We start from the raw sequence: 16,497 nt of genomic DNA, 5'->3' as shown, positions 1-16,497 counted from the left end.
CCGCCGCACCACAAACAACCCAACGATTTGCAGATCACTCGGCACACCAGCAGCCGGCCTCGTGGTCGTCCACGACGCCGACCGCCTGGAGGTAGGCGTAGATGATGGTCGAGCCGACGAAGCTCATCCCCCGCTTCTTGAGGTCCTTGCTGATCCGGTCGGACAACTCGGTCTTCGCCGGGCAGTCCCGGTAGCTGGCCCAGCGGGTCACGACCGGCTTGCCATCGACCCAGTCCCAGAGGTACTTGGCGAAGCTGCCGCGCTCGGCCTGGATGTCGAGGAAAACGCGCGAGTTCGTGCGCGCGCTCGCGATTTTCAGCCGATTTCGGACGATCCCAGCGTCGTATTTCAGATCATTTAGCGTCGAATCCGAAAAATTTGCGACGATTTCGGGCTCAAACCCGCCGAATACCTGCCGGTATCGCGCGCGTTTGGTCAGGATTGTGCGCCAACTCAGCCCCGCCTGGGCCCCTTCGAGGATCAGCATCTCGAACAGATGCCGGTCGTCCCGCACCGGCCGCCCCCACTCCTCATCGTGGTAGCTGACCTCCGGCTCGACCGCCGCCCAGCCGCACCGAACACGCTCTGGCTTCTTTTGAGACATGGATTTAGGGACCTCTTTTGTCCTGCGCCGGTCCTAAGGGTATCCTCCCTGCCCCATGAGCATTCTTGTTGACAGCAATACGCGTGTGATCTGCCAGGGGATCACGGGTTCCGCCGGTTCCTTCCACACCAAGGGGTGCCTCGACTACGGCACCAAGATGGTGGGCGGCGTCACGCCGAACAAAGGCGGGCAGAAGGACCCGAACGGCCTGCCGATTTTCAACACGGTTTTTGAGGCCGTGGAGGCCACTGAAGCCAACGCGACGATGATCTTCGTGCCGCCACCCTTCGCGGCGGATGCGATTCTGGAGGCCGCGGACGCGGGGATCGGGCTCATTGTCTGCATCACCGAGGGGGTGCCGGTGGTGGACATGATGCGGGTGAAGCGGATCCTGGCTCAGCCGCAGTACCGGCAGATCCGGCTGATCGGCCCGAACTGCCCGGGGGTGATCACGCCCGGCGAGTGCAAGATCGGGATCATGCCCGGCTACATCCACAAGAAGCCCGAAGACGCCGAGGCGAAGCGGAGCGTGGGCATCATATCCCGTTCCGGTACCTTGACTTACGAGGCCGTTTGGCAGACGTCGAGCCTGGGTATCGGGCAGACGACCTGCGTCGGCATCGGCGGCGACCCGGTGCGTGGGATGAACTTCATCGACTGCCTGGTGCAGTTCAACGCCGACAGCGAAACCGACGGCGTGGTGATGATCGGCGAGATCGGTGGCACCGACGAGGAAGCGGCCGCCGAATACATCGGCAACCATTTCTCGAAGCCGGTCACGGCGTTTATCGCGGGTCGTACGGCCCCTCCCGGCCGCCGGATGGGGCACGCCGGGGCGATCATCTCCGGTGGTGAGGGCGGTGCAGAGAGCAAGCTCGACGCGCTGCGTGAAGCCGGGTGTCACGTCGCGGAGTCGCCCGCAGACTTGGGGACGACGATGGCGAAGGCACTGGGGATCTGAGCCAATAGAAGTTAGTTGCGTGAGGACATTTGCTGAACAGACCGCCTAAGTCAGGTCTGAGTGCGGCTATCTAACTAACTGCGTCTTGGGTTTCGACGGGAGGGGCGGGGGCGCTCGGGTTCCTGGTGGTGGGTGGTGGCTTCTGAGGGTTGGTGGGACTCGGGGTTGGTTGGGGCTTCGGGTTGCTCGGGGGTGGGGTCGTCTTCTTCGGCGTGGGCGAAGCGGCCGAAGATCATGCGGCCGGCGGAGGTTTGGAGGGTGGAGGTGACGACGAGGTCGACGTGCTGGCCGAGGTGGGTGCGGCCGTTTTCGACGACGACCATGGTGCCGTCGTCGAGGTAGCCGACGCCCTGTGTGGGGTTTTCGCCGGGCTTGACGAGTTTGACGTGGAGGGGTTCGCCGGGGAGGGCGACGGGGCGGAGGGCTTTGGCGAGGTCGTTGAGGTTGATGACTTCGACACCCCGGAGCTGGGCGATCTGGTTGAGGTTGTAGTCGTTGGTCATGACGCGGGCGCGGAGGGTCTGGGCGAGGCTGATGAGTTTCTGGTCGACGCCAGCGCCTTCGGCGTCGCGGTCTTCGATGATGACGTCGACGGTGTGTTCTTCGCGGAGTTTCTGGAGGGTTTCGAGGCCCCGGCGTCCGCGGGCGCGTTTGAGCTTGTCGGTGGCGTCGGCGATGGTCTGGAGTTCGTTGAGGACGAACTTGGGGACGACGAGGGAGCCCTGGAGGACGTGGGTCTGGAGGATGTCGACGATGCGGCCGTCGACGATGACGGAGGTGTCGAGGAGGGTGGGGCGTGAGCCTCTTTGTTCCTTGGCGAACTCGACGTAGGGGATGATGAAGCGGAAGTCGTCCTTGGTCTGGAGGACGAGGGTGATGCCGAGGTAGCAGAAGATGACGCCCAGGAGGACCTTGACGCCCTGGAGGAGCCGGTTGATGGCTTCGGGCTCTTTGAATTCGACGAGGACGGGGATGAGGTCGACGAGGAAGGTGGCTGCGTAGGTGGCGAGGAGTCCGGTGATGATGCCGAGGAAGACGCCTGAGATGGCGGAGAGGTTTTTCTCTTTGTAGTAGGCGTCGGCGGCGATGATGCCGGCGCAGAGGAGGACAGTGCCGCCTATGAGGAGGATGACGTAGTCGAGCCGGACCTGCTGTTCGGCCTGGAAGGGCAGGACGTAGAGGGCGGTGACGGTGGCGGCGAGGAGGATGAAGAGGCCGCGGAGGATGTAGATAATCATGGGATGTCCGCGAAAGGGGATGGATGCCCGGTCGGAGAATAGATGAATTCAGGATAGGTTATGTGGGGTTGGGGGCAACAGGTTTGCCGGGAGGCGGGTGCTTTCGTAAGGTGGCTAGTTCGCTCGATCCATCGATCGGACAGGCGGTCGGGCCCGATGCACGGGTGGGCTCGTGAACCGGGTCAGGCCTTGACCGGAGCAGCTCTAAGCGTCGTCTGCCCGGTGCCGTTGGTGTCCTGACCGCCTGTCCGGGCGATGGTGTCGGGTTTTTGGGATGGCCCTGGTTTCGTGTGGTCGCTGGAGGCGTTTTGGATGGCGTATACGGTTCTGGCTCGGCGGTATCGCTCTCAGGCTTTCGGCGATGTCGTGGGTCAGGAGGCGGTGGCGCGGACGCTGAGCAACGCCATCGAGCGGGATCGGGTCGCGCATGCGTATCTGTTCTGCGGGACGCGGGGGGTGGGCAAGACCTCGATGGCGCGGTTGCTGGCGCGGGCGCTGAATGCGCCGGCGTCGATGACAGATGCGCCGAAGCTGCAAGGTGTCGAGTACCCGGAGGAGGACGTTCAGGGGCGGATGGCTGAGGCGATCATGCGGGGCGATGACCTGAACGTGATCGAGATCGACGGGGCGTCGAACAACCGGGTGGAGGAGGCGCGGGAGCTGATCGCGGGGGCGGGGCTGGCTCCGACGGGGGCGGCTCGTTTCAAGATCTACATCATCGACGAAGTGCACATGCTGACGCAGGCTGCGTTCAATGCGTTGCTCAAGACGATGGAGGAGCCGCCTGAGCATGTGAAGTTCATTCTGTGCACGACGGAGCCTCACAAGGTGCCGGCGACGATCCAGTCGCGTTGCCAGCGGTTTGATTTTCCGTCGATTCCGGCGATGAAGATCGCGGAGCACCTGAAGGCGGTGGTGGATTCGGAGTCGCTAAAGGCGGACGACGAGTTGATCTGGCGGGTGGCGCGGCTGGGGAATGGGTCGATGCGGGATGCGCTATCGCTTCTGGATCGTGTGATCGCGGCGGCGGGTGACGGGGCGTTGTCGGTGGGGACGCTGGAGGAGTTGCTGGGGCTGCCGGAGTCGGAGCTGATCGATGGGTTGGTGTCGGCGATGGCGGATGGAGATGTGGCGAAGACGTTGGAGGCGGCGTCGACGCTTTTGCATCGGGGGGTGAGTCAGGATCAGGTGGTGGAGGCTTTGGTTGAGCGCTTGCGGCAGCTGATGCTGATCGCGGCGTGCGGGGTGGAGAGTGAGCTGGTGGAGTTGCCGGCGGAGGGGCGTGAGGCGTCGGCTGCGTTGGCTAGTCGGTTTGATACGCAGGGGTTGGTGTATCTGATGATGCTGGGTGAGAACCTCCAGCGTCATGCCAAGAGCAGTGCGAGCCCGCGGGCGCTGCTGGACGCGACGCTGGTGCGGATGGCGCTGGCAGAGAAGATGGCGGATGTGGCGGGGTTGTTGTCGGGCGGGGTGGCGGCCGGCGCGGAAAAAAAAAAGTCGGTCGTGAGGTAGGGACGCCGGGTGCTGAGGTGTCTCGGCCGAAGCCGGCGGCTGGTGCATCGTTGGGGGGTGCTGTTTCGAAGGCTCCGGTCGTCGAGCCGGTGGCGGATGCGGGTGATGCGAAAGCGGTTTGGGCTCGGGTGGAGGAAGCGGCGGCGGCGAGCAGTTCGCTGGCGTGGGTGGACCTGCTCCGGCTGGTATCGATCGGGGATGGGGTGGCGGTGGTGGGGGCGCGGCCCAGCAAGCGTGACGCGGTGCGGTTTCTGTCGATGTCGAATCACCGGCAGCGGCTGACGGATTTGATTTCGGCGGCGGTGGGATCGCGGGTGGAGGTGCGTGTCGAGGCGGGTCGGACGGACCCTGGTGAGAGGCCGGCGGCGGGTCGTTCGGGGCCGGGTCAGGATGATGTGCGGGAGGCTCTGGATGGGCCGGGGGTGAAGATGGTGATGGAGGTGTTCCCGGATGCCTCGATCATGAACATTCGGAAGCTCGACGCTGGGGGTGGTGACGATGAGGAGACGGTTTGATGTTTGAGCAGATGAAGATGATGCAGCAGCTCGGCAAGCTGATGGCGAACAAGGACGAGTTGAAGGCGAAGGCTGAGGCGCTCAAGGAGGAACTGGGTCGGCGGACGGTCGAGGCGGAGGCTGGGGGTGGTGTGGTGCGGGTGGTGGTGAGCGGGCATCTGAAGGTGGTGGAGATCCGGTTTGATCCGGCGGTGCTGGCCGCGTCGGGTGAGGCGGATCAGCGGATGCTGGAAGACCTGACGGCGGAGGCGGTGAATGCGGGGATGGCGAAGGCGCAGGCGATGATTCGCGAGGCGGTGAAGGAAGCGATGGGTGGTTTGGATCTGCCGGGGCTTGAGAATCTGCTGCCTGGGTAGGTCAGGCGTCGGCGGAGCTGGGGTTTGGCGTGGATTTGGTAGGGTCTATGCGGCCGATGACGGCGGGGCCGGCGGGTGGCTGGGTCTCGGTGCTTTCGACGTGTTCGGTGAGCAGGTGGTTGCTGGTCTGTCGGCGGCGGTGGTGTCGGCCGCGGCTTCTTGTTTTGACGGCGATGAGGGGTTTGGGTGGGCTGATGATCTGCACAAGCAGGGCTGCGTTGTAGAGGATCAGGATAAGGATGAGGCCGTGGAGGGCGTACTCTTTGGGTTGGGCGTCGAGGCTGGCATGGAGGAAGAAGAGGTCGCCGACGCTATGGAGATAGCGTTCGAGGTCTTTGGATCCGAGGATGCTGGCGAAGGGCAGGGAGGGGAAGTCTTCGCGGAAGAGTCGGGGCAGGTCGGGGGTGAGGGCCCAGATCCCGCCTGCGGTCATGGTGAGGGGGACCCAGCGCGTGCCGCGGCCGAGCAGCGCGGATGCTGCCATCCCGATGGCTCCGCCGGCGATCATGCCGACAGCGAAATGCATGGTTGTCCAGGCCATGGCGTGCGTCTCCGAGGCTGTGCTGCCTCGTTATGAGCATCGGGAGATTTCTGGACGTGGGTGCGTCCTATACGGTGGAAGTCGTCTGGGTCTTCTGAAAGAGGTGGGTCTGTGCAGGTGTGGCAAGCTAGGCGGCTTGCGTGCGAGTATGAAGCGACGTTTGCGTGAGCTGGTGGTTGGTGGGCGTGCAGTCGTTGATGAGTTGGATGAAGGAGTGTGCGGTGCGGTCCCAGCCTGCGTGTCGGGTGGCCCAGGTGCGGGCGCTGTTGCCGAGTCGGTTAGCGGTGGCGGGGTGCTGCCAGAGTTGCTCGATGGCCTGGGTGAGTTGCTTTGCGGTGGAGCCGAGTCGGACGGGGGGCATGCGGTGGTCGGTGGGCAGTCCGGTTAGGGCGCGTGGGGTGCAGACGACGGGGCGGCCGAGGGCGAGGGCTTCGAGGAGTTTGTTCTTGATGCCCCCGCCGCAGCGCATGGGGAGGATGGTGACGGCGGCGTTGTGGGCGTGGGGCTTGATGTCATCGACAGCGCCGAGCCAGTCGATGCCTGGTGTGGTTTTGAGGGGTGCGAGGCTGGGGTGGTTGCCTCGGCCAATGATGCGCCAGCGAGCGTTGGGGTTGCGGCGGTGGAGGGTTGGCCAGGCTTCGCGGGCGAACCAGCGGAGGCCGTCGATGTTGGGTTCGAAGTCGAGTCGGCCCCAGAAGACGAGGGTTTGGGGCTCGGGGTTGGTGGGGGGTGTGGGTGGGTTGAATTCGGTGAGGTCGACGCCGTTGGGGATGACACGACCGATGCGTGGTCGTCCGAGGGTGTTGAGGAAGCGTTGGTCGGTGTTGGAGACGCCGACGATGCCGTCGAGTTGGCCGAAGGCGGTTTCGAGGGCGGTGTGAAGGGCGGTGCTGTAGAGGCGGGAGGGCCAGCGGGAGAGGGGTTCGCGGCGCATGCAGGAGAGGAGGAAGGCGACGACGTCGTCGGCGGCGTACCAGATGCGGGTGAGGTCGGTGGGGAGTCCGCGGAGCATCATTGGGGCGTGCTGGCCGACGGCGATGACGGCGGCGGGGTTGTGTTGCCGAGACAGCGTGAGAGCGTGGGCGTAGGTGTCGGAGTTGATGCCCTGGTGGCGGGCGAGGCGGTGGCGGAGGGGAGCGAGGGGGCCCTGCCAGTTTTTGAGGAAGGTCTGGGTGGTTGGTGGGTCGGGCTTTGAGGGCCAGGGGAGGGTGAGTTGGTGGATGGCGTCGGGCGCGTCGTTGGGGAGGGGGCCGGGGCTGGCGACGCGGATGCGGAGGCCTTGCTGGTGGAGGTTGAGGGCGAGGTGGTAGACGCGGAGGCGCCCGCCGTGGTCGAGCGGCCAGGGGGCGAGTTCGGAGAGCAGGAGGACGTCGGTTTCGGGCATGTGCGGGGCTGTCAGGCGGCGGCTTTCAGGTGGATGGTTGGGAGGGCGAGTCGGTTTTCGAAGACGGCGGCGAGGCGGAGGGCTGCGTCGTCCCAGCGGAAGTGCTGGGCGCGTTGTTTGCCGGCTTCTGCGAGTTGGTGTCTGCGGTCGGGGTTGGTGAGGAGGGTTTCGAGGCCGTTTCGGATGGCCATGGTGTTGCGGGGATCGACGAGTTCGGCGGCGTTGCCGGCGATTTCGGGCATGGACGTGCGGTTGGAGGTGAGGACGGGGGTCCCGCGGGTGAAGGCTTCGGTGATGGGGAGGCCGAAGCCTTCGCTGAGGGAGGGGTAGGCGAGGAGTCCGGCTTCGCGGATGAGGGCTTCGAGTCGGGGTCGGTCCTGGGGTTCGAGGAGTGTGACGCTGGCGGTGACGCCCAGGCGGTTGACGGCTCGGGTCAGGTCGTTGTGAAGGCTGCCATTAGCGCCGACGAGGACGAGCTTCCAGGTGCTGCGGATATCGGGCGGGAGGAGGGACCAAGCGTCGAGGAGTCGGCGGGTGTTCTTGCGGGGGTCCTGGGCGGCGAAGTGGAGGACGAAGGGCTGATTGATGCCCGTGGGCTCGATGCGGAGGGTGGTGTGCTCGGGGTCGATGCCTGGGACGGGGTCGGCTCCCCAGTGGATGACGTGGATGCGTTTGGCGGCGGTGGGAAGTTTCTGCTGGAGGACGCTGGCGACGTAGACAGAGGGGGTGAGGATGGCGGCGGCTTTGGCAGCGGCCTTGAGGGCGAGCTGGAAGCGGGTGCGTTGCTGGCGGTCGTTGCGGTCGCGGTTTTCGAGGGGGATGGCGTCGTGGAGGGTGACGGCGGTGGGGACGGGTTGCCAGATGGGGCACCAGTTGGCGGGCATGTGGAGGAGGTCGATCTTGTCGCGGAGGGCCTGCCAGGGGAGTCGGATCTGGGTCCATGCGTCGACCCGGTCGCCTGGGACGTCGATGCGTTTCCACTCGATGTTGGGGGCTTCGAGGCGTTCGGGGCCTTCGGCTCGTGGGAGCTGGTGGTAGGCGATGAAGCGCCAGTCGGGTCGGAGGTGGGCGAGTCGGGCGTAGAGGCGGGCGGTGCTGACGCCTATGCCCCGGAGGGAGGCCCGGGTGAGGTTTCGGGCGTCGAAGCCGATGACTGGCTTGGGTTTATGGCGAGATGGGCTCGTGGTGGACGGCACAGGCGGCTCCTGTTTGTTTTATCGGGAGCGGCGCGGGGGTTGGGGCAGGGGTGAGCTATCGGCCTGAGGGATTTTGGGATTAACGGACGTGGATCGGGGGTAGTATGTAGGTATGAGCAGTGTGGTCATCGAGGATCTGAAGCGATTTGGGCCGCAGGGCAGCCCGTCCGTCTCCGTGGCGGAGGCGAATGCCTACGCGCGGGAGCTGGCGGAGACGCATTACGAGAATTTCTCGGTGCTCAGTCGGCTGGTGCCGGAGCGGTTGCGCGATGATTTCGGGCGGATCTATGCGTTCTGCCGTTGGGCGGATGATCTGGGGGACGAGACGGGGAGTCCGGAGCGGTCGCGGGAGTTGCTGGCGTGGTGGCGGGAGGAGCTGGATGCGTGCTATGCGGGGCGGCCGAGGCATCCGGTGTTTGTGGCGCTGGCGGGGACGATCGAGTCCAAGAGGCTGCCGAGGCAGCCATTTGATGATCTGATCGATGCGTTTTTGCAGGATCAGGAGGTCACGCGATACGAGAGCTGGGACCAGCTGTTGGATTACTGCACGCGGAGTGCGAACCCGGTGGGGCGGCTGGTGCTGAGGGTGGCGGGGCATGACGATCCGGAGATGGATCGTTTGTCGGATGCGACGTGTACGGCGTTGCAGCTGGTGAACTTCTGGCAGGATGTGCGGCGGGACATTATTCAGCGGGACCGGGTTTATCTGCCGGCGGATCTGGCGGCGAAGCATGGGGTGGGGATGCCGTTTCTGATCAAGTCGGTGAAGCTCGACGGTCAGGAGCATCATCACGATCACGAGCATGGTGAGGATCACGGGCATCACCACCATCATCATCATGGGGATGACCATGATCCGGTGGATGGTCATGGTCAGCGGTGTGCGTGCAGTGGGGGAGGGCCGAACGCGGGGGTTCGGGCGTGTGTGGGGAACTACCGGAAATTGATGCGTGATCTGATGGAGCGGACGTGGCCGCTATTCAAGGAGGGTCGCCGGCTGTGGCCGATGGTGGGGCGTGATGTGCGGCCGGTGATCAAGCTGTTCACGTATGGGGGTGAGTCGGTGATGAAGCTGATTGAGTTGAACGGCTATGACACGCTGAGTCAGCGGCCGGCGCTGTCGAAGTCGAAGAAGGCGTGGCTGGTGACGCGGGCCGGGATGGAGCGCTGGTTTGCCATTCGTTGAGTGTGGGCGTCCTGTTTTTGACGGGGGTGGATGATGTCGACGGCTGGTTTGGCTTCGGCTGGTTTGGGTTCGTTGGATCCGGGTGTGCGTGCGGCGCTTCGTGATTGTGCGGTGATCACGAAGGAGCATGCGAAGAATTTTTTTTACGGGTTGCGGTTGACGCCTGAGCCGAGGCGGTCGGCGGTGTATGCGGTGTACGCGACGATGCGGGCCTGCGATGACCTGGCGGACGATGCTATGCCTAGCGAGGCTGATTCGCGGCGGACGCGGATCGAGCGTTTTCGGGAGCGGGTGCACGCGATCTTTGAAGATCCATCGGATCGATCGGATGAGGCGACGGTGTGGCGTGGGTTTCGGCACGTGGTGCGGACGTACCCGATTGAGGCGGCTCATCTGGATGCGATGCTGGATGGGCAGTTGGCGGACCTGACGACTAAGCGTTACGAGACGTTCGATGAGCTTTATGGCTACTGCTATCAGGTGGCATCGGTGGTGGGGCTGATCTGCGTGGCGATCTGGGGGCATGACGGGGATGCGCAGGTGCGGCGGCTGGCGGAGTATCGGGGGATTGCTTTTCAGCTGACGAACATTCTTCGTGATCTGGCGGAGGATGCGGGTCGGGGTCGGGTGTATCTGCCGATGGAGGATTTCCGGCGGTTCGGGTGTGATCCCGAAGACCTGGGGCACGGGCTGAGCAGCACGGCGTTCGAGCGGATGATGGTGTTCCAGCTGGAGCGAGCGCGGAATTACTACGAGATCTCGTCACCTCTGGAGGGTCATCTGTCGGCGGACTGCCGGGCGACGAGTTGGGCGATGGCGCGGATTTATCGTGGGTTGCTGGACCGGATCGCGGCGGACCCGAAGCGGGTGCTAACGGGTCGGGTTCGTTTGAGTGGGCTTGAGAAGATCGGGATCGCGGCGCGGGCGCGGTTTTGGTCGTCGTTGCGCGGCTAGACTTCTTGGCTGTGACCTCTTCCCCCCCGCATAGATCTGATCGCTCTACTGTGCACCCGACGGATCGGCGGCCGGTGGTGGTTGTTGGCGCGGGTTTGGCAGGGATGTCGGCGGCGCTGCGGCTGGCGGAGCGTGGGGTGGCGGTGACGTTGTTGGAGACGCGGAAGCGGCTGGGTGGTCGGGCGTCGAGTTTTGTGGATCCGGAGACGGATCGGGTGCTGGATCAGTGTCAGCACGCGGTGATGCCGGCGTGTACGTACATCCTCGATTTTTATGAGCGGCTGGGTTTGCGGGATGTGATTCAGTGGGATCGGACGATTCATTTTTCGGATGGGCGCGGGGGTGTGGATCGGATGCAGGCGGGGGTGCTGCCGGCGCCGTTTCATCTGGCGGGGTCGTTTCTGAGGATGAAGGGGTTGGGCTGGCGGGACAAGCTGGCGGTGGCCTGGGGGATGCAGCGGATGTTGTGGATGGGCAAGGCGGGGCGGCGGACGTATCGCGGGCGGAGCATCGGCGAGGTGTTGGACGGGTGGGGGCAGCCGGCGTCGGCGCGGCGGCGGTTCTGGGATGTGGTGATCGTGAGTGCCTGCAACGATGAGCCGGAGCGGGTGGATGCTGAGCTGGCGATCAAGGTGTTTCAGGAGGGTTTTTTGTCGAGCGGGGCGTCGGTGGGTGTGGGGGTTCCGCGGGTGCCGTTGGTGGCGTTGTACGAGCCTTTGGAGCGGGCGCTGGAGGCGGCGGGTGGTTGCGTGCGGCTGGGGGCGTCGGTGGCGGAGGTGTGTTACGGGGAAGGTCGGGTCAGGGGCGTTCGGCTGAGTGACGGAGAGATCATCTCGGCGGCGGAGGTGGTGGTGACGGTCCCGCCTGACCGTTTGGCGAAGATGACGGGCGGGGCGTTGGCGGGTGCGGATGAGCGGCTGCGTGATCTGGGTGACTGGCGGTTTTCGCCGATAGTGGCGGTGCATCTGTTTTTTGAGATGGGAGCTTCGGGGGTGATGAAGACCCCGCATCTGGTGACGGCGGACCGGCCGATCGACTGGATTTTCAACAAGGGCGAGACGGGGCTGCCTGAGGATGTGGCGGTGAGGGAGGCGGGGGTTCGGGTTCAGCATGTGCATGCGCTCAAGAGCGGGGCGCATGATCTGGTGAAGCGCTCAGCGGCGGAGATTCTGGATCTGGTTGAAGGGGAGGTTCGGGCGGTTCTGCCTGAGGTGGCGGGTCGCCGGCTGCTGCACGGTCGGGTGATCAAGGAGAAGGTGGCGACGTTCTGTGCGAGTCCGGCGATGGCGGGTCGGCGGCCGGGTGTCGGTGGTGGGGTGGCGGGGCTTTATCTGGCGGGTGACTGGGCGGACACGGGTTGGCCGGCGACGATGGAGGGCGCGGTGCGGAGCGGGTACGAGGCTGCGGAGGTGATTATGCAGCGTCGTGGTGGGCCTGGGCTTGAGAAACCCGGGGAACTGCGGGCGGAGGGTTTGAGTCGTTGGTTGCTTGGCTGAGTGGGCGCAAGAAAAAGCCAGCCACGGAAGGCCGTGGCTGGCTGGGTTTCATTGTTGATTTTGGATCAGATCAGGCGGCGCGTCGCTGGGCGTTTTCGAGCTTGTCGGCGGAGGCGCGCTTGATGGAGCAGCCCTTGCTGCGGGTCTGGGTGAAGGGGGGCTCTTCGCCGGCGATGATGGCGTCGAGGACGGGGACGATGTAGTTGTCGTCCATCTTGCCGCAGTCTTCGGGGGTGAGTGGGGCTTTTTCGAGGCCGCCCATGTAGCGGAGGATGCCGTTCTCATCGATCACATAGGTGTGGGGGGTGGTGCGGGCGCCGTAGCGGTCGGCGATTTTGTTGCCCGGGTCTTTGAGGATGGGGTAGGGGATGTTGTGCTCGGTGGCGTAGGACGCGACCTGCTCGACGGTCTCGTTGCTGTTTGAGTTGATGGCGACGAACTGGACGTTGTGGTCGGCGTATTTCTCGGCGAGCGGGGAGAGGTAACGCTGGTAGCCGCCGTTTTCACGCATGCGGTCCCAGGGGCAATGGATGCTCTGGAAGATGACGACGACGATTTTATCCTGGTGGTCGTAGAGGCTGACGGTTTCGCCGGTGACGACGTCCTTGAGATCGAACTGGGGGGCGGCTTTGCCGATGGTCGGGGCGGCGGAGGCGAGGGATGCCAGGCTGAGTGTGAGGGCACAGGCAGCGGCGGCGAGTTTATGGACGAGCTTCATGGAGGGTCTCCTTGTTCCGTGCGGATTTGCGGGCCGTTGAATGAGGTACGTGTGATGATAGCGGTGTGCTACGTGCGGGCACAATGGCTCACTGAGTCGGTTTATTCCCGGGATGTTGAGAAAACGCGCGTGTTTGATTTCAGCTATCTGTTGGTTTGAGTTGGGTTTGGGTGAGGTTCTGGTAGATGTGGCACCGTTGGAGGAGTTCGTAGTGGGTGCCGAGGTCGATGAGCTGGCCCTGGTCCATGACGGCGATCTGGTCTGCGTTGACGACGGTGGACATGCGGTGGGCGATGACGAAGGTGGTGCGATCGCTGGCGAAGTTTTCGATGGCCTGGGTGATGCGGGCTTCGGATTCGGTGTCGATCTGGCTGGTGGCCTCGTCGAGGATAAGGATGGTGGGGTTGCGTAGGATCGCGCGGGCGATGGCGATTCGCTGTGCTTGACCGCCCGAGAGTCCGGATCCGGTTTCACCCAGCGAGGTGTCGTAGCCTTGTGGGAGTGACTGGATGAACTCGTCGGCGAGGGCGGCTTTGGCGGCGGCGACGATGGCGTCGCGGGGGATGTCGCCTCTGGCGTAGGCGATGTTGTCGGCGATGGTTCCCTGGAAGAGTAGGGTTTTCTGTGGGACGTAAGCGATCTGTTTGCGTAGGGAACGGAGTGAAACAGAGGCGATGTCGATGCCGTCGATCAGGACGTGGCCCTGCGCGGGGCTGATGAGTCTGGGGATGAGGCTGACAAGGGTGGATTTACCGGCGCCGTTACCGCCGACGATGGCAGTGGTGCTTCGCGCGGGGACGGTGAGGTTGATGTTTTTGAGGACATCGGTGTCGGTGTTGGGGTAGCGGTAGTTGACGTTCTGGAAAACGATGGACTGGTGGTGTCGGGGCAGGGCGGGGAGGTGTCGGCTGTGCTGGTAGCTGCTGGGTTCGGGCTGGAGTACGAGGGCGTCGAGGATGCGTTGGGCGGCGGGGTCGGCCTGGCGGATAACGTTGTTGAGTTGGGTCACGGGTTTGAGGCTGATGGCGGAGGCGGCGAGGAGGGTGAGGACGCCGACGCTGACTTCGGGGTTGGCTCCGCGTTGGATGATGTACCAGGCGGCGAGCATGGCGGCTGCGATGACGCCGATCATGGAGACGAGCTCGACGAGGGGTGAAGCGAGGGCTCGGACTTTGCGGATGCCCAGGAGTTCGCGGAAGAGATTGCGGTTGACGACACGGAAGCGGCGGCGTTCGAAGCCTTCGGCGTTGTAGATCTTGATGGTCTGGAGGCCGCTCATGCTTTCGTTGAGTTTGCCGACGGCGGCTCCGTAGTGGTGGAGCGCGTCTTTGGAGCGTCTGCGGATGCGTTTGCCCATTTTCTGGATGACGACGGCGGCGGCGGGTGAGGCGATGAGGGCGGCTCCGGTCAGGACCGGGTCGAGGATGAGGGCGAAGGTGAAGGTGCTGAGGCCTCGGACGAGTTCGGCGATGCCCTTGCCGAAGACGGCGACGTGGGCGCTGACAACGACGCGGACGTCGAACCAGATTTTGCTGACGTGATCGGCGGCGCCTTTGCTGAGGAACTGCTCGGTCTGTGCCTGGATGAGGCGGGCGTAGAGCTGGTCGCGGTAGGTGGCGGCCTGGCGTTCGGCGACGGTGGCGATGAGGAGTTGCTGGATGTAGCGCATGACGTTGGCGATGATCGTGAGGAAGAAGATCACGGCCATGACGGCGGCGAAGGCGTAGAGGGGGTCGTCGGGGACAGATTGTGAGAGTTGGAGCAGGGCGTCCTGGATGGGGGTGGGCAGCCAGGTCGTCTGGCTCACGGCTTCGATGCGTTCGGCGAGGGGGTTAGCGCCGGTTTGGGCGGAGCGTTCGCCGCTGAAGAAGAGCCCGAAGACGGGGACGATCATGGAGAGACCTGCGCCGAAGCAGACACCGGCGATGACGGTGGCGACGAGCGAGGTGACGATCGCGCGTCGGAAGCGCAGGAGGTCGTGGGCTGTCTTCCAGAAGGGGCTTTTGAGCAAGCTGGTTCTCACGTGTCTCTGGTGCCGTGGGTGGCGGTCGCCTGGGTGAGTTGATCGATGCGTTCGAAGAAGTCGGGGAGGGTTTTGGCGACGCAGGCGGGGTCGTTGATGGTGATACCCGGGCGGGCAAGGCCGAGGACGGTGAAGGTCATGGCCATGCGGTGGTCGTCATAGGTGTCGATGGTGGCGGGCTGGATTTGGCCGTCTGGGGGTGGGGTGATGTGGAGGTCGTCGGCCTGGATGTCGGCTTTGGCTCCGACTTTGGTAAGTTCGGTCTGCATGGCGTGGAGGCGGTCGGTTTCCTTGACGCGCCAGTTGCCGATGTTTCGGATGGTGGTGGGGCCTTCGAGGATGGGGGCGATGGCGGCGAGTGTCATGGCGGCATCGGGCATGTGGTTGAGGTCGATGTCGATGCCGTGGAGCTTGCCGTCGGTGGGTGCGGCGACGGTGGTGCTGGTTTTGTTCATGGTGACGCGGGCACCGATTTTTTCGAGGACGGTGGCGAAGTGGGTGTCGCCTTGGAGGCTGTTGGTTCCGAGTCCTTCGATGGTGCAGGAACTGCCCGGGATGATGGCGGCGGCGGCCCAGAAGTAGCTGGCGGAGGAGGCGTCGGGTTCGATGAGCAGGTCGTTGCCGCGGACCCATTCGGCTTCGATGTGGAAGCTGGTGAGGTCGGGTGAGGCTTCGATGGGGACTTCGAAGTGTTCGAGGAGTCCGAGGGTCATCTGGATGTAGGGCCTGGAGGTGATGTCGCCTGCGAGGCGGAGGTGGAGGCCTTTTTTGGCGTAAACGCCGATCTGGAGGAGGGCGGTGATGTATTGGGAGGAGAGGGTGGGCTGGAGGGTGAGTTCGCCGCCCTGGAGGCCGGAGGCGTGGATTTTGAGGGGAGGATAGCCGTCGTTGTGGGTGTGTTCGATGTTGGCGCCGAGTTGGCGGAGGGGTTCGACGAGTTGGCCGATGGGGCGTTCGCGCATGCGTTGGATGCCGTCGACGGTGTAGGTACCGTCGCCCAGGCACAGGGCGGCGGTGAGGAATCGGACGGCGGTGCCGGCGTTGCCGAGGTGGAGTTCGGCGGTTTGGGCGGGGATGCGGCCGGCACGTCCTTCGACGAGGACGGCGGCGCGGGGTTCGTCAATGTCGACCTTGAAGCCGAGGGCCTGGAGGCCTTCGAGCATGCGGCGGGTGTCGTCGGCGAAGAGGACGTTGGTGAGGTAGCAGGGGCCGTCGGAGAGGGCGGCGAGGAGGAGGGCGCGGTTTGTGAGGCTTTTGGAGCCGGGGAGGCTGAGCGTGCGCTCGAAGGGCTGAATGGGGGTGATTGCGCGGGTTTTGGGGTAGGTCTGGGTCACGGACACATCATAAGGAATCGGCCTCAGAGGCGGTCTGAGGGGCGTTTGCGTCGGCTGAGTGGGTGTTTGTCGGGGTCAGTCGGCTTTTCGGAAGACGGCGACGATGTTCTCGATGGGGACGACGAAGAGGCGGTTGTCGCCCTCGAAATCGACGGGGATGGCCTCTTTGGGGTGGAAGAGGACGCGGTCGTACTGGGCGATGGGGTAGTTGGGATCGTCCTCGAGTTCGGCGGAGACGGTGACGACGCGGCCGGTGAGGGTGGGGATTTCGATCTTGTCCGGGAGGTGGATGCCGGCCTTGGTGGTTTTTCGGTCCTCGTCCTTGCGGATGAGGACGCGTTTGCCCAGGGGTTCGACTACTTCGAGTTTGGGTGTTGATTTTTTGGAGGAAGTCTCGCTCATGCCAAGACTGTAGCGGGTGAGACGGCCTGAGGGTTATCAGCTGGTGTGGTTGCTGTTTAAGGGCGGTCGCGCGGCTA

General features: G+C 64.4%; 16 protein-coding genes and 1 other RNA gene. 8 read left to right on the top strand and 9 right to left on the bottom strand.

Features of this window, described 5'->3' with window-relative positions; all coding sequences use genetic code 11:
- Window positions 1-34: 34 nt before the first annotated feature.
- Window positions 35-604 (bottom strand): DNA-3-methyladenine glycosylase I, encoded by a 570-nt coding sequence (locus tag ACQZAB_RS01215; RefSeq protein WP_428386382.1) that lies wholly within the window; start codon window positions 602-604, stop codon window positions 35-37.
- A gap of 55 nt (window positions 605-659) precedes the next feature.
- Between ACQZAB_RS01215 and sucD the strand changes: the two genes are divergently transcribed.
- Complete coding sequence (gene sucD, locus ACQZAB_RS01210; RefSeq protein WP_428386381.1) at window positions 660-1,565, top strand: succinate--CoA ligase subunit alpha; 906 nt, start codon at window positions 660-662, stop codon at window positions 1,563-1,565.
- A gap of 74 nt (window positions 1,566-1,639) precedes the next feature.
- Here sucD and ACQZAB_RS01205 read toward each other — a convergent pair whose 3' ends face one another.
- Complete coding sequence (locus tag ACQZAB_RS01205) at window positions 1,640-2,803, bottom strand: PIN/TRAM domain-containing protein (protein ID WP_428386379.1); 1,164 nt, start codon at window positions 2,801-2,803, stop codon at window positions 1,640-1,642.
- 145 nt (window positions 2,804-2,948) lie between these two features.
- Here ACQZAB_RS01205 and ffs point away from each other — a divergent pair.
- From ffs to ACQZAB_RS01185, 4 genes are all read left to right on the top strand, one after another.
- Window positions 2,949-3,048, top strand: an RNA gene (ffs, locus tag ACQZAB_RS01200) — signal recognition particle sRNA small type.
- 67 nt (window positions 3,049-3,115) lie between these two features.
- Window positions 3,116-4,315, top strand: coding sequence for a DNA polymerase III subunit gamma/tau (dnaX, locus tag ACQZAB_RS01195; RefSeq protein ID WP_428386377.1), 1,200 nt, complete (start codon window positions 3,116-3,118; stop codon window positions 4,313-4,315).
- 17 nt (window positions 4,316-4,332) lie between these two features.
- Window positions 4,333-4,830, top strand: a complete 498-nt coding sequence (locus ACQZAB_RS01190; protein ID WP_428386375.1) for a hypothetical protein — start codon at window positions 4,333-4,335, stop codon at window positions 4,828-4,830.
- Complete coding sequence (locus ACQZAB_RS01185) at window positions 4,830-5,186, top strand: YbaB/EbfC family nucleoid-associated protein (protein WP_428386374.1); 357 nt, start codon at window positions 4,830-4,832, stop codon at window positions 5,184-5,186. Before ACQZAB_RS01190 ends, ACQZAB_RS01185 begins: the two co-directional genes overlap by 1 nt.
- Window position 5,187: 1 nt before the next feature.
- On the opposite strand, the gene ACQZAB_RS01180 is transcribed toward ACQZAB_RS01185, so the two are convergent.
- The 3 genes from ACQZAB_RS01180 to ACQZAB_RS01170 form a co-directional block, all read right to left on the bottom strand.
- Entirely contained in the window at window positions 5,188-5,727 is a 540-nt protein-coding gene (locus ACQZAB_RS01180; RefSeq protein ID WP_428386372.1) for a hypothetical protein, read from the bottom strand.
- Between the two features lie 127 nt (window positions 5,728-5,854).
- Window positions 5,855-7,111, bottom strand: a complete 1,257-nt coding sequence (locus ACQZAB_RS01175) for a glycosyltransferase family 4 protein (protein WP_428386370.1) — start codon at window positions 7,109-7,111, stop codon at window positions 5,855-5,857.
- An 11-nt stretch (window positions 7,112-7,122) separates the two neighbouring features.
- Entirely contained in the window at window positions 7,123-8,307 is a 1,185-nt protein-coding gene (locus ACQZAB_RS01170) for a glycosyltransferase family 4 protein (protein ID WP_428386369.1), read from the bottom strand.
- Window positions 8,308-8,419: 112 nt separating this feature from the next.
- On the opposite strand from ACQZAB_RS01170, the gene ACQZAB_RS01165 reads away from it, so the two are divergent.
- Genes ACQZAB_RS01165 through hpnE form a run of 3 tightly spaced genes read left to right on the top strand, consistent with a single transcriptional unit; the run spans window position 8,420 to window position 11,943 of the window.
- Window positions 8,420-9,493, top strand: coding sequence for a squalene/phytoene synthase family protein (locus ACQZAB_RS01165; RefSeq protein WP_428386367.1), 1,074 nt, complete (start codon window positions 8,420-8,422; stop codon window positions 9,491-9,493).
- 33 nt (window positions 9,494-9,526) lie between these two features.
- On the top strand, window positions 9,527-10,447 hold the full coding sequence (locus ACQZAB_RS01160; protein WP_428386365.1) for a phytoene/squalene synthase family protein: 921 nt from the start codon (window positions 9,527-9,529) through the stop codon (window positions 10,445-10,447).
- 50 nt (window positions 10,448-10,497) lie between these two features.
- Window positions 10,498-11,943 carry a hydroxysqualene dehydroxylase HpnE gene (hpnE, locus tag ACQZAB_RS01155; protein WP_428386364.1) on the top strand — a complete coding sequence of 482 codons (1,446 nt, stop codon included), beginning with the start codon at window positions 10,498-10,500 and terminating at the stop codon, window positions 11,941-11,943.
- A 70-nt stretch (window positions 11,944-12,013) separates the two neighbouring features.
- Here the strand turns inward: hpnE and ACQZAB_RS01150 are convergent, their stop codons facing one another.
- The 4 genes from ACQZAB_RS01150 to ACQZAB_RS01135 all read right to left on the bottom strand — a co-directional run bounded on the left by ACQZAB_RS01150 (window position 12,014) and on the right by ACQZAB_RS01135 (window position 16,420).
- On the bottom strand, window positions 12,014-12,661 hold the full coding sequence (locus ACQZAB_RS01150) for a redoxin domain-containing protein (protein WP_428386362.1): 648 nt from the start codon (window positions 12,659-12,661) through the stop codon (window positions 12,014-12,016).
- A gap of 139 nt (window positions 12,662-12,800) precedes the next feature.
- Window positions 12,801-14,672 carry an ABC transporter ATP-binding protein gene (locus ACQZAB_RS01145; RefSeq protein WP_428386361.1) on the bottom strand — a complete coding sequence of 624 codons (1,872 nt, stop codon included), beginning with the start codon at window positions 14,670-14,672 and terminating at the stop codon, window positions 12,801-12,803.
- Window positions 14,673-14,680: 8 nt separating this feature from the next.
- Window positions 14,681-16,018: a 3-phosphoshikimate 1-carboxyvinyltransferase gene (gene aroA, locus ACQZAB_RS01140; protein ID WP_428386359.1), complete on the bottom strand. Its 1,338-nt coding sequence runs from the start codon at window positions 16,016-16,018 to the stop codon at window positions 14,681-14,683.
- Window positions 16,019-16,093: 75 nt separating this feature from the next.
- The gene (locus tag ACQZAB_RS01135) at window positions 16,094-16,420 is read right to left on the bottom strand and encodes a co-chaperone GroES (protein ID WP_428386358.1); all 327 of its coding nucleotides are present in this window, start codon (window positions 16,418-16,420) and stop codon (window positions 16,094-16,096) included.
- Window positions 16,421-16,497 lie beyond the last annotated feature (77 nt).

The organism is Mucisphaera sp., from assembly GCF_965279675.1.
Lineage (GTDB): Bacteria > Planctomycetota > Phycisphaerae > Phycisphaerales > Phycisphaeraceae > Mucisphaera.
This window is presented reverse-complemented; position numbering and strand designations above follow the sequence as displayed.